Raw genomic sequence first — 14,594 nt, 5'->3', positions numbered from 1 at the left:
CCATTTCCATCATCCTAGAATCGATCACGTTCTTCCCTGAAATTATCATAGACAGAGCAAAAGCCGAAGGCTAACATGGTATTATAGAGGATATTTGGCAGTAGGTTGTCTTACAGGGGGGAACCGGCGATGTATAAAATTCTGGTCGTGGATGATGAACCGACAGTTAGCGCAGGAATTAAAAGTTATTTGATGAGATCAGAGCTGGGGATCGATCATGTGGAAACCGCTTCGAATGGGTTTGAGGCATTGGATTGCTTACGCATGGACACTTATGATCTCGTATTGACGGACATACAGATGGGGATGATGAATGGGATTGAGCTGATGGAAGCGATTCTATTGGAACAGCCTCATCTTCCAGTTATTGTTATTTCTGCCCATGAGAAGTTTGACTTTGCCAAGAGAGCGCTCCGATTAGGTGCCAAGGATTACTTAATTAAACCCGTAGAGTTGGATGAACTAATACGCGTTGTAGGCAAAGCCCTGCAAGAGAAGAAGGAAATGGGTAGATTGACGCTGCAACGACCAGAATCGGATAGCGGTAAAGATGGTCATATGCTCAAAAAGAGGCACGAAGCGCTCATCGAATTGGTAACGGAAACTGATCTGCAGGAGAAAGATTATGAGGATCTGCTTCGTGAAATCGGTAACTCACTCAAGGAGCAAGGCTATTGGTACGGAATCGCCGCCGTTCATTTGAACCTGAGCAAGGGTGGGTTTAGTAATCAAGACATTACATTAATGGACCGAAAGCTTTTGAAATATGCCTCGGTAAATATATTGGAAGAAAGTCTATCGGATTGGTGTGGTGTTGCCTTTTACGGATTTGGCAATCAGCTTGTTTGTGTGATCCAATTGGAAGCTTCCGATAACATGGATACGCGGCTGCCGATGAATTCGCAACTGAATCTGATCGGTCAAACGATCATCATTAATCTGAAGCAATATTTGAATGTGGACGTCACCGTCGGAATGAGTACACTTAGCCCGGATTTGTCGATGTTGCCGAAACTGATGGAAGAGGCGAATGCAGCCATCGAATGGCGCAAGCTGCACCCTGATAATAACGTGCTATATTATGAAGATATGTCGGCTTTAGGCAATATGAGGATGATGGAATGGGCAGCCATGGTGGAAGAAATCGTGCTCCACATGAAAACGGTCGATGAAGTTAAGCTGTCTCAGGAACTGCAATCCGCTGTGAAAATACTTGCGAACTTGACGCATTCTGAAGGTTTATTTCATAGTTGCTTTGGATTATTGGTGTACCGTTTGTATGGATTACTCTTTGATAATGGACAAGAATCAAGTACTTCTTTCCGGCAGTATGATCCGGATGTTTACTTCAGAGGTATGGAAATCAGCAAAAAAGTAGCTTGTCTACATGAGTATGTTCAAGGGCTATCTGATGTGATCCGTGCCTGTATTAGCGAGAGGGATCAGACGGTCGTATCCCGCATAACGGCTTACATTCACAATCATTATGGCAATCATGAGCTGAAGATTCAGGATATAGCAGGTGAGGTGCATTTCAGTGCAGCTTATGTAAGTTATTTGTTCAAAAGGGAAACCAACAAAAACGTCTGGGACTTCGTCTCCGAAGTACGGATCGAAGAAGCGAAGCGTTTGCTTGCCGTAACTGATTTGAAACGGTATGAAATTTCGTATCAAGTGGGGTATCAGTCGCCGGAGCATTTCAGCCGAATGTTCAAACGTTTCATCGGTATCTCGCCGGCTGATTATCGCAAAGAGATCAGGGGGAATTAAACTGAAGCTCCAATATAAAGTCATTGTGGCATTCTGTTTGTTCATCATCGGGCCGTTTCTGATAGTTGGCTGGATCTCCTTCTCTCGAACTTCCGCTACGATTAAGGATGAGGTTGGGAAGACGATGCTTCAGCTCGTGAAGCAGAATCACGCCACGATTGAAAATACGTTGTATTCGGTCCGGGATAAAACGGTAACTTTTTTGGATAATCATTTTTTCAGCAACCCCAAACAATTTGCCTTCTGGACTCATATCGAGACGATTAATGCTTTAAGTGAAGCGGATACGATCCTGGATCGCTGGTCATCGGATGGCACGGAGTACGCACTATATATGGGGAATCGAGGAAATCAACCTTTTCCAGTCAATGCTCTTTATAAAAAGCAAGGGCTTATTTATCTGGATAGCAGCAGTGCTTATCCGGAATGGGCTTTACAAACCCAAGAAGAGAAAGGAGCTGGAAGTCTTCGACTAGCCAAGTCGAGTTCAGGACAGCCAACGGTAACGTTTACACGAAGTATTTTGAATCCAGAAAAATATGACGAATTAATTGGTTTTCTTGCTGTTTCTAAAGTGGAGGTTTTATTGACCAAAAATCTCGTTTCGGTACAACTTCCGGATCATGCAGGAGTCTTTTTATACGATGACCGGGACGAACTACTCTTGAAGTCGGGTTCGGCAGAGATGGAGTTATCCGAGTTACCAGAAGCGCTTCGTAATAAATCAAATGGTTATTATTATTCGGAGTCCAATAATCATAAATATCTCTACGCCTTCTCCTATGAGTTTAACTTTAATACACGATTAATCTATAAGATTCCATTGGATTCAATAATGGGTAAACAAACGAGCTTTCAACAGTTAATTATGGTGATGCTTGCCATCTATTTAGTTTTAGTTTTGCTGTTCGTTTTGTATTTGCTTCGTAATATCATTAAACCATTGGCTCGGTTAGTCACATTTACGCGGGTGTATGAGCTGGGCAGGCCTTTTAACTTTGGAGATCCGTCATCGCGGTCACGATCGGATGAGTTCGGCGTTTTGTACACGGCGTTTATTCGTATGACGGGCAGGCTGAATGAATCCATTGAAGAAAATTATGGTATGAAAATCAAACAGAAAGAACAGGAGTTGAACACGCTCCATTCTCAAATTACGCCTCATCTGCTTTACAATACGTTAGATTCGATCTACTGGTATGCGTTAGAAAGCGGCAATCACGATGTTGGCGGCATGGTCAAAGACTTATCGAAGCTGCTGCGCATTGGGTTAAGCAAAGGGAAGAGCATGATTCCGATCAGTGAAGAACTGGAGCATGTTCGTGCCTATATTCGCCTTCAAATGAAGCGTTATCCAGGTAATTTCGAAGTGTTCTGGGACATTGATGAAGATCTGGATTCTTTCAAAATGCCCAAGGTCATCATTCAACCGCTTGTGGAGAACGCGATATTCCATGGCATTCAGAGTATGGATGGCGAAGGCCATTTGTGGGTTCGATTGAAACGCATAGATGATGAGATTCATATCCTAGTTGAAGACAATGGATTCATTCCGGTGAATCTCGATAAGCTTCGCATGATTGTCAGCGGGGAATTGGACGACAAAGGCTATGGCATTCGCAATGTTCACCAACGCATACAGCTGCATTATGGGGATTCGTATGGATTAAGCTACCGTCCAAGGGATGGTGGCGGTCTCATTGCTACCATTACGATCCCGATTCATCCAAGTGGATAAAGTGAGATCCTGATCCGGCCTAAGGCCGGATTTTTTTTGTTTAAAAGAACAATGCAGAACAGAATTCCTTTCTGCGCTAGAGAAGTATCTGGTCGACCATCGCACGCTAGCGCACAAATAGTGTGCGCAAGGGGAGTATCCCGGTCGACCGTCGCACGCTAGCGCACAAATAGTGTGCGCAAGGGAAGTGTCCCGGTCGACCGTCGCACGCTAGCGCACAAATACTGTGCGCAAGGGGAGTATCGCGGTCGACCATCGCACGCTAGCGCACAAATATTGTGCGCAAGAGAAGTATCGCGGTCGACCGTCGCACGCTAGCGCACAAATACTGTGCGTAAGGGGAGTATCGCGGTCGACCATCGCACGCTAGCGCACAAATAGTGTGCGCAAGGGGAGTATCCGGGTCGGCCGTCGCACGCTAGCGCACAAATAGTGTGCGCAAGGGAAGTGTCTAGGTCGACCGTCGCACGCTAGCGCACAAATAGTGTGCGCAAGGGAAGTGTCCTGGTCGGCCGTCGCACGCTAGCGCACAAATATTGTGCGCAAGGGAAGTATCGCGGTCGACCGTCGTACGCTAGCGCACAAATACTGTGCGCAAGGGGAGTATCGCGGTCGACCATCGCACGCTAGCGCACAAATACTGTGCGCAAGGGAAGTATCGCGGTCGACCATCGCACGCTAGCGCACAAATAGTGTGCGCAAGGGAAGTATCGCGGTCGACCATCGCACGCTAGCGCACAAATAGTGTGCGCAAGGGGAGTATCCTGGTCGACCGTCGCGCGCTAGCGCACAAATATTGTGCGCAAGGGGAGAATCGCGGTCGACCGTCGCACGCTAGCGCACAAATATTGTGCGCAAGGGAAGTGTCCTGGTCGGCCGTCGCACGCTAGCGCACAAATATTGTGCGCAAGGGGAGTATCCCGGTCGAACGGCGGTGCACACCGCCTATTCTCAGGTTGGGCAGCGTGCCCGGGGGCGCGGCGCTGTGATATTTTACATGCCGCAGTGGTGATTATTCCATGGATGTACTTGCTGAGTATTCATCACGTTCTTATGCGGATACATCATCGAAAAGGATATTTCTGTGTACTATACTTGATTTAACAGAGAAAGGAGTGGACGCAGTGAGAGAGACAGCCGCACCTGCACGACAGGCAGGGCAGACGCGATATCGCGCAAAGGGAGTTAAGTTTTGGCGTAACTTCTGGCAATTCAGAACACTGACATTGATGTTAGTGCCTGCAGCCCTCGTGCTATTGCTTAATAATTATTTACCGATGTTCGGGCTATTCATTGCCTTCAAGAAAATCAACTATGTCGATGGTATTTGGGGGAGTCCTTGGATTGGCTTCGATAATTTCTCGTTTCTATTCAATAATGGATCCCTGTGGCGAATTGTACGAAATACAGTAGGCTACAGCATGACGTTTATGATTGTGAATTTGATTTTATCCGTGGCTATTGCCCTGGCACTCAATGAGCTCCGGAGTCGAATAGCGGTCAAGAGTTATCAGACCTTCCTGATTATGCCTCATTTTTTATCCATGATAGTAATTAGTTATCTCGTCTACGCGTTCTTGCACCCGACTCATGGCTTCATTAACTCCACAGTGTTGGAATGGCTGGGCAAAGAACCTGTGTCTTGGTACATGGTGAAGGAATACTGGCCATTCATACTTACAGTAGTCAGCGCGTGGAAAGGCGTAGGTATCGGTGCCGTTATCTACATCGCAGCGATCGCCGGCATTGATACGGAGTATTATGAAGCAGCAGTCATTGACGGGGCATCGAAGTGGAAACAGATGCTGCATATCACTTTACCTTCTATTATGCCAATTATCATTATCATTACAATTCTGAATATGGGACATGTGTTCAATTCAGATTTCGGCTTATTTTACCAAGTGCCGTTGGATTCCGGTGTCTTATATCCAGCCACCGATACAGTAGATACGTATGTATACCGTGTTTTGACGCAACTGAATGATATCGGCATGTCTTCGGCAGCAGCTATGGTACAGTCGGTTCTAGGCTTCATTATGGTATTTTTGACGAATGGAGCGGTCCGTAGAATAAATTCGGATCAAGCTTTATTTTAATTGATTGGATAGGAAGTGAATGGGATGGTCTCCAAATCGTATCGCAGGGAAAATCGAATTTCCCCACTGGCTGAGACGATACTTAATGTCATTTTTATCGTATTATCGCTAGCCTGCCTACTACCTGTCATTCTCGTCATCATTGTATCCGTTACACATAATGATTCTTTGATTAATGAAGGATACAGTTTTTTTCCTTCGAAATGGTCGTTGATCGCATATGAGACCGTATTCAAAGATTTTACGACGATGGCAAATGCTTACAAAGTTTCTATTGGGATTACCGTCGTAGGCACCCTATTAAGCGTCTTACTGATGGCTTTATACGCGTATCCCTTATCTCGCAAGGATTATCCTTATCGTAACGTGTTTACTTTCTTTCTATTCTTCACGATGTTATTTAATGGCGGAATAGTGAGTCGTTATATGATCTACACCCAGACGCTTCATCTGAAAGATTCGTATATGGCCTTGATTCTACCGCTCTTAATTGTTCCGTTCAATGTGATTATTATGCGCACCTTTTTCCAGTCGACGATTCATCCCGCATTAATCGAATCTGCGCGCATTGATGGAGCAGGTGAGCTGCGGATCTTCTTACGTATTGTACTTCCCTTATCACTTCCAGTGCTCGCGACGATGGCTTTATTCTCAACGATTAATTATTGGAACGATTGGTTCAATGCTTTGCTCTTCATCAATAAGGAGCATATGTACCCCATACAGTTCCTCATGTTGCGCGTGCTGAAGGATGTGCAGTATATCCGCGAGAATCTGACGATAGCCGCTCAGAATCCAGAGTTGCTTAAGAATTTGCCCAATGAGTCACTACAAATGGCTTTAGCTTTTATTGCTATGGGACCCATATTGATTGTTTACCCGTTCTTTCAAAAATACTTCGTCAAAGGCTTGACGGTCGGTGCCGTCAAAGGTTGATCACAGTAATACCGGCTGCGAATTGCTGCTCGCTTTCGTCAGTCGTTTCCTATAACATTCTATACAGGAGGGTCCACAATGAAACGTAGAAAATCAGTTATGCTAGCCCCAATGGCGCTAGCGCTAGGTTTAACCGCAGTACTGCCAGCGTGTTCCAGTGATAACAAAGTAAGTACATCTGCAAGCCCAGCAGCGACTGCTGCTAGTTCAGCAGCTCCAGCAAGTCCGAAAGCAACACTGGAGCCTTATGATGTTTCTCTCCTTTATCAAGCCAAACCGATGAAGGATGATGCACTCGTACAGGAAGAATTGAATAAATATTTGAAAGAAAAAATTAACACAACAGTTTCCCTGCAGCCAATTGCTTCAGCCGACTATAAGAAGAAAACAGAGTTGATGATGAACACGGGTGAGAAAATGGATCTCGTCTTCACAGCTTCATGGCTGGATTTCTCAGCAAATGTGACGAAGGGTGCCTTTTTGGATCTCGATACGCTGCTCGATAAGTTCGCGCCAGAAACCAAAAAAATGCTTCACCCGCTATATCTAGAAGCACCACGCTATAAAGGAAAGTTGTATGCGATTCCAACGGACAAAGAAATTACACAGGGGAAAGCCTGGACGTTCCGTAAGGATATTATTGACAAGTATCAAATTCCGATCGATAAGATCAATAAAGTAGAAGATTTGGAGCCTTATTTCGAAAAAATTAAAAAAGACAATCCGGACATCATCAATAACTATGTCGCTGGCGGGACTTCAAACGGCGCGAGCTTCATGATGTATGAATCCAAATCGAATTATCGTCCAATCGGGCCAACTCCTGCTAAAATGCCGATGTTCTTCTTGGATTACAAGTCAACGGATATGAAGGTCAAAACTGTGCTGGATCAAGATATTGTTGATTTGAATAAGTCCGATGCAGAAACATACCGTAAATACTATGAAAAAGGCTACACCAATGCGGATGCAGCTACTGTTACGACAAATATTGGGGAGATCCGCAAGCAAGGTAAGATTTGGGTGCAATCCACGGTATGGAAACCTGGTTCAGATATCGAGTTAAAGATTGCCGACAACGGCGCGTATGACTGGGTTTCCCGCGTGATTGAGGAGCCAATCGTAACGACGGATTTGGCAACAGGTTCCATGTTGTCGATTTCCAGAACATCGAAAAACCCAGAGAGAGCGATGATGGTCCTTAACTACCTTCATACGGATCCTTACGTAATCAATCTTCTTGTTAATGGTATTGAAGGCAAACACTACAAGAAAGTCGGTCCAAATCGTATCGAACCGATCAAAGATTCCGGTTATGATAGCCAAGTATTCTGGGTGCTGGGTAACCAATTCTTGAACTACATGAAACCAGGTCAACCAGACGATCTGTATGACAGCTGGAAAAAATTCAACAATGATGCGAAACGCTTCCCGTTAATTGGATTTGTTTTTGATGACACGAATGTGAAGAATGAAATTGCTCAATTAACGACAATTGTTAATGAATATAAAGTCAGTAGTACAGGGGCAGTTCCGAATCCTTCGAAATTGATCGATGAGCGTAACACGAAGCTGAAAGCAGCAGGACTTGAAAAAGTGAGTGGAGAGCTTCAGAAGCAAATCGATGCCTGGTGGAAAGAGAACAAAAAATAGGAAGAGCTAGAGGTGATTAACGTTGAAACCCCAGAACCTCATATACACCTTCGTCAGCTATGCTTCCCACTACGATACGCCTTGGGGACATGGAACCGCAGTCGAAGGTGTGGAGCGAACAGCAAGATTAGCCCATGCACATGGGATACCCGTGACATGGATCGTCAACCGAGGTTCAATCCCCGTACTGGGGGAGCAAATTCGGCAGTGGCATGAGGCTTATGGCGACGATATCATTCTGCAATGCCCTTTCTTTATGGAAGATATGGGGATGTCGAAGGATGCATTGAAAGCGCGTCTGGAAGCCGATTGGAATCTTGTGAAGGAAGCCTTTCCTTGGGCCACAACGAAGATTGCAGGGAGAGGAAAGATTTACAATGAAGTGATTGAAGTGCTTGAGGAGCTGGACTTTCAAGGCATGTGGGGCTATTGCTGGGAGCAAGTGTGGTGGGATGGTATAACACATAAAGGGATCCCTTGGGGATCCTGGTATGTGGATAGTCATCGCTATAAGATTCCACATGCAGGCAAAGGTAAAGTCGTGGCATGTGAATGGACAGCACGGGATCTGCATTTGTCCTACCATACAGGAAGTCCTGTTATTTACTCGACTGACCCTAATGATGTGCTGCGTGCAGGTCTATGTACGGGGGATGAGATTACGTATTGGCAAATGCTGTTTGACGAATATTTGGCCAATACGGATCACAATGAGCAGGTGTTCTTTCTACAACAGCAAGAGGCACATGAAATGGAGTTCAGTGATCGCTTTCAAGTGTTTCCAGCTTCCCATGTGGAAGCTTGTGAAGGGATGCTCGACCGATTCTTTGCCTACGTGGCACAGTGTGGCGTAACACTCACAACCTTGCCGAAGGCGCTCGCTAGCTACCATGAAAGCAACTCAATTACTGCACCGTCCTATATGCTAACTAAAGATAAGCCGATTCGGCCAGAAGTCAACGACTATACCATGACGCTCGGTGGTGTTGCTGCAGGGCCTTGGCCGGATACGTTCTTCTACTATGACAATCAGTGTCAGATGGTATTCGTCAAAGGGGAATGTAAACCGCGGCTTGTCCGCAATTATGTCGGTCAGTGGGATATGCAAGATGAATTTGAGGAGAAGATTCCACCGTTATTTATAACGACGTACGAGAAAACGAGTGAACGCATCGAGCTCGTTTACGAGATCGGGAATTGGAAGCCGATGCCGTTCGGTCTAACGTATTGGGATGACGAGCTAAGTGACTATGAAATCGAAAGTTGCTCAAGAGATGTGGAGTTGAAAGTGATTAAAGATGAATTAGTCTTTCTGCGCTTCAATCTGACCGGAGAAAAAAGAACGATTCGGTTAGTGCTCCGGAAAAAGCTGTAGCTAGCAGAAGGAAAGAAGAGGAGCCTCGCGTTTGCGAGGTTCCTTTTTTCGTTCCTGTCAGATGGAGCGTGACAATTAGGCGCATGTCGTCATTGCTTTGCATAAATAGATGGATTTCCTGCAGTTAATTCTGAGGTTTTTCTGTTCATTTGAGGATTAGATGGAAATTCTACAGTTAATATCATTCATTTTCACCGAAATGGGCCTACGGGTGAGGATTAGCTACATATTTTACATCTAAATCAAATTTTCGAGGAGATTGCTCAATATTAGCTGTACAATTTCCAGTTAATTTGTGTCGCAGCATGCATAAGGGGGGCAGGAACCGCAGTAGTAGTTGAAGTTGCAGAAGGAGTAGATGTAGTCGTAGGAGCGAAAGTAACAGTAGTAACAGAAGTAGAAGAAGTAGAAGAAGTAGAAGAAGTAGAAGAAGTAACAGTAGTAGCAGAAGTAGCAGAAGTAGCAGAAGTAGCAGAAGTAGTAGAAGTTGCTGAAGGAGTAGATGTAGTCATGGGAGCGAAAGTAGCAGAAATAGCAACAGTAGAAGCAACTGAAGCAGTCACTTTGGATAAACTAGCCCAACTCCCAGAATTGATCACAAGATGTGGAGATTACATCATCGTTCGATCAGCCTAGATTTCGTATAATTGGAATGTAAGCGATTTCTAAAATATGGATGCACAGGAGGAATGGTTAATGTCTAGCACCACTCGTATGAAAGGAAGGTCAAGGAGATTTTGGTGCATTTGTCTAGGTTTGATTCTCGCGTTAAACACCCTGTTGATTTCACCAAGTATAACCTCAGCAGCTGTAACACCGCTGCCTGGCCCGAACAATCCGCTGCTCTACGACGATTTTAATGGCGGTGGTCTCTACAAGCAGAATTGGATGAACTGGTTCAACCAAGCAGGTGGAACCGGCACATATTCAAAGACAACTGTCGACTCGCGTCAAGTCGGTCTATTCACGCAAACGCCAACATCAAGCTCGTCCTGGGCGAAATTTCAGCCGATGAATGAGACGGTCGATTTGACGGGCTATCGCTATTTGAACGTCACCATGAAAAATCCTGGGTATGCAAATTCGCTTATTCGAGTTGTGGTTGGTGACGGAACTACCAACTATAATTTAACAGCTGGATGGGTGGCCATTCCTACAACGTGGACGACGAGTCAATTTGATTTAAATGCCTTGACTCCAGCTCTGAACAAGAAAACAGCTAGGCTTGAAATTTGGCTCCGTCAATCTGGAGGTACGTACGGTGAGACGCTGATTGATGACATTTTCGCATCTACGGACAACACGGGCACCGCACCTACATTAACAGGCAGCATGACAGCTAATTCAGCGAGTGGCTATAATCAGAACACATCCTTTACTTTCAAAGCGACATATACAGATGTAGACAATGAGAAGCCATTTGCTATGCAGCTTGTCGTCGATGATACCCTCTACGATATGCGGGAAGAGGATAATGCAGATACCACTTACTCCAATGGCAAAAATTATTACTACATCACGAAGCTGCCCGTGGGCTCCCATACGTATTATTTCCGAACGACGGATTTGACGTCGAATCAGGTATCAACGACGGTTCAGAACCAACCTGTTGTTACGAACACAGCTCAAGTCATCGACGTAACTGTCAGCCAAGCAGGGTATAATGCAGGTGCTTTCAAAAACGCTAAAGTAACAGCACAACTTGCACTAACGGATCTATCTTATGTTGTGAAGAATGGTGCAACAGTTGTTGCTACTGGCAATATGACGTACGATGGTTTCTTTTGGAATAAACACGTATATTCGATCGATTTCTCATCCATCACAGCTAGCGGTACGAATTATACCGTTGTTAGCAATAGCATTTCCTCCTTCCCTTTCGCCATTCAACCGAACATTTGGTCGAATTACAAGGATGAAATGACGGCCTTCTATCGAATCTTACGGGCGAGTGTGGCAACTTCCGATGCCTATCCTGCTGGATATAGCACGGTAGCACCATCCGCTAATATTTATCATGCAGCGGGTCATTTGGATGATGCGCAATCGGCTGATGGCTTAACTCACTACGATTTGACAGGTAGTTGGTATGATGCCGGAGATTACGGCAAATATGGCGGTAATCAGTGGGTTGGCAGCGAAATTGCGCTAGCCTATATCAGGCATGCTGACGCAGCTAGTTCCAAGTTCGATAATGACAGCAATGGTGTTCCTGATCTTGTTGATGAAGCCGTATTTGGCAGCGAGTATTTGGTTAAATTCGCGAATCAACTTGGCGGTGAAATGTATGATCTCAAGAACAACGCAAGCTTCGTTCATCCGAGTAAATCGACGGATAACATTAACGGCACAGCGGATGATCGCAAGCTTTCTGGTTTAGGCGTTGGAGGTTCCGCTAAGGCAGCGGGAACACTTGCGGCGACAGCAAGGGCGATCCGCACAGCAATCACCAAAGGTGACATCGCGCCAGCGAAGGTCACAGCGCTCACAACCTTCGCAAACAATTGTGAAGCGGCTGCGGTTACTTTTTACAATTATGTCGTTGCGAATCCGAACGGGCCAGTTGGTTCCTACTCAACGCGTGGAGGTATTCCGAATTCCAAGCTTCTCGCGGATGTAGAGCTGTATTTGTTGACGAACAACGTAGCCTACAAAAATGCTGCAACCGCTAATATCAACACACTCGTCTTTTCCGATTTGGCTTCAACGAATTATTGGGATATGAGGCCGATGTCTTTGGCGGAGTTCTATCCTGTCGCAGATGCCACAACGAAAACACATATTCAGTCGCTGTTGAAACAGCAAGTTGATTATTTCTTATCTTCAACGGATGACACACCGTACAGCGTGCTGAACCAATTTAAGAACTTCGGTGTGAACGAACCCCATGCGTCTTATCTTGGCGACATGATGCGTTATTACGAGTTATTCCAAGATCCTGCTGCGCTGCGCGCGGTCGAGAAGGGGATGTACTGGATTTTCGGGGAAAATCCTTGGAATATGAGCTGGGTGTCTGGGATTGGTTCGGATTTTGTCACCTACCCACATACACGATTCGATGAAGGATCCAATTCTAAACTTGGTTCTGGAGTGGTGTTCCCAGGCGCCATGGTCAGTGGACCCAATATGAAGGATACGAAGGATAAAACAAGCGTCAGTCCGTGGTATGAAGATCGTTCACTGTTCCAAGATGATACGAACCAATGGCGTTATAACGAGTTTAGTATCAGTATTCAAGCTGGCCTCTTGTACACGATAATGGGACTCAGCGCGAATGCATCCGCTAGCTCTGCAGGCGGCTCAACACCAGCTGTGCTCCCTATTACATCTCCGACCATCGGTGATTATGTGCGGGGGAATGTAACTGTATTTAGCGGTGCAACAACAGGATTGAGTTCTCTTGAATATTCGTCAACAGGCACTTCAGGTACATTCCTGCCGATGTCCGTTTCTGGTGGCGTGTATGCAGCGACGATTGACGAAAGCGCGTCAGTTGCTTATGCGAATAAGCGAGTGGACATCCGTGGGACGGATGCGGCAGGCAAACAAAGTTACAGTTCAACGCATTACACGGTAGCAGCGCCTTTGCCAGATCCTTCAACACCTCTAATCTATGATGATTTTGGCGGCGGCGGTATTTGGGGTTCTGTGGGTGGTAATGGCGAGTGGGTAAACTGGTATACGCAAAATGGCGGAACAGCAGCCTTCGTGAAGACAACGTTGGATGGATTAACGGTTGGTAAATTCTCGCAAACACCGACGGCCGTTAATTCGTATGCCAAATTCCAACCTTGGCACGATTTTGTTGATTTGTCTGGTTATCGGTATTTGAACTTCAAGGTTAAGAACCCGAGTTATGCTAACCTGAAGATGAAAATCGAATTAAATGATGGCACACGCACCTATAACCTGACTGGCGGCTATATTGCAGTTCCGACCACATGGACCGACTTAGCCTATAACCTAGACACGTTAACGCCCGCTGTGAACAAAAAGAAAGTAACGTTATCCATCTGGTTGAACCAAACGAGTGTTGGATATGGTGAGATGTTTATGGATGAGATCAAAGCTACGAACGTAGCTAGTGGAACGGCTCCGACTCTGAGTGCGATCAGCGTAGATCATGCTACAGGTGATGCAGCAACAGAATTTACGTTCAACACTACCTACACGGATGCGCAAAATGAGAAGCCATTCTCCATGGAGCTCATCTTGGATGGTATTGTTCGTCAAATGGTAGCTGTTGATCCAGCTGATGTAACATATAGTGATGGCAAAGCTTACAAATATACGACGAAGCTGCCGGTCGGTAATCATTCGTACTATTTCCATACGACGGATACGACCTCCAATGCAGTAAGCAGCGCTGTTCAGACGGGACCAAGTGTTACACAACAGCTACTTCTTAGTGATTTCAATAATGGTCTTGCGACAGGATGGACACCATCGAGCGGTACCTGGTCGGTGCAATCCTCGCAATACAGCGGGCAAGCAGGCGGTTCTAACAGCTACTCCATTGCTGGTGAGTCTACTTGGACCGACTACACATTGGAAGCGAAAGTCAACGTAACGAACAACACGAATGGGAACAAAGACGCAGGATTGTTAGTTCGCTATACCGATGCCAATAACTATTACATGCTCTACTTGAAAAATAATGATCATGCCAGTAGTCGAAAAATGGAGCTGATCAAATCGGTCGGTGGCGTCAAAACAACATTGGGCTACTCGGGTCCAAGTATTGTTGCTGATACGTTCTACACGTATAAAATCGTTTTAAACGGCAGCAATATCTCGGTGTATAAAGATGGTGCGCTCCAATTCAGTGCCGTGGATACTACTTTTACGAGTGGGAAGATCGGGGCACGTACGTATGCGAATACGAAGGCAATCTTTGATGATGTATTGGTAACAAGATAATAAAATACAAAAAACTTCCAGTTTAGTTAACTGGAAGTTTTTTGTTGTCACGATGCTAACCGCTCACAGGAAATTATTTACATGAAAATTAGAAGGTGATATT

General features: G+C 45.4%; 8 protein-coding genes. All 8 read left to right on the top strand.

Annotation, left to right across the window (positions count from 1 at the left end):
• The first annotated feature begins 129 nt into the window (after positions 1–129).
• The 8 genes from HQN88_RS18000 to HQN88_RS17970 all read left to right on the top strand — a co-directional run bounded on the left by HQN88_RS18000 (position 130) and on the right by HQN88_RS17970 (position 14,491).
• A complete protein-coding gene (locus HQN88_RS18000) occupies positions 130–1,770 on the top strand; it encodes a response regulator transcription factor (RefSeq protein WP_173114951.1) in 1,641 nt (546 codons plus the stop codon).
• Positions 1,771–1,807: 37 nt separating this feature from the next.
• On the top strand, positions 1,808–3,508 hold the full coding sequence (locus HQN88_RS17995) for a sensor histidine kinase (protein ID WP_173114949.1): 1,701 nt from the start codon (positions 1,808–1,810) through the stop codon (positions 3,506–3,508).
• 1,124 nt (positions 3,509–4,632) lie between these two features.
• Positions 4,633–5,607: an ABC transporter permease gene (locus HQN88_RS17990; protein WP_274318761.1), complete on the top strand. Its 975-nt coding sequence runs from the start codon at positions 4,633–4,635 to the stop codon at positions 5,605–5,607.
• A 24-nt stretch (positions 5,608–5,631) separates the two neighbouring features.
• Positions 5,632–6,543 (top strand): carbohydrate ABC transporter permease, encoded by a 912-nt coding sequence (locus HQN88_RS17985; RefSeq protein WP_173114946.1) that lies wholly within the window; start codon positions 5,632–5,634, stop codon positions 6,541–6,543.
• Between the two features lie 78 nt (positions 6,544–6,621).
• Positions 6,622–8,196: an ABC transporter substrate-binding protein gene (locus tag HQN88_RS17980; protein WP_173114943.1), complete on the top strand. Its 1,575-nt coding sequence runs from the start codon at positions 6,622–6,624 to the stop codon at positions 8,194–8,196.
• A gap of 22 nt (positions 8,197–8,218) precedes the next feature.
• Positions 8,219–9,571, top strand: coding sequence for a hypothetical protein (locus HQN88_RS17975; protein ID WP_173114940.1), 1,353 nt, complete (start codon positions 8,219–8,221; stop codon positions 9,569–9,571).
• A gap of 510 nt (positions 9,572–10,081) precedes the next feature.
• A complete protein-coding gene (locus tag HQN88_RS38120) occupies positions 10,082–10,207 on the top strand; it encodes a hypothetical protein (protein WP_274318762.1) in 126 nt (41 codons plus the stop codon).
• 60 nt (positions 10,208–10,267) lie between these two features.
• Positions 10,268–14,491, top strand: coding sequence for a glycoside hydrolase family 9 protein (locus tag HQN88_RS17970; protein ID WP_173114937.1), 4,224 nt, complete (start codon positions 10,268–10,270; stop codon positions 14,489–14,491).
• Positions 14,492–14,594 lie beyond the last annotated feature (103 nt).

The sequence above is a fragment of the Paenibacillus qinlingensis genome (genome assembly GCF_013204845.1).
Classification (GTDB): domain Bacteria; phylum Bacillota; class Bacilli; order Paenibacillales; family NBRC-103111; genus Paenibacillus_E; species Paenibacillus_E qinlingensis.
Note: the sequence above shows the minus strand (reverse complement) of the source record. Positions and strands in the feature narration are given on the sequence as shown.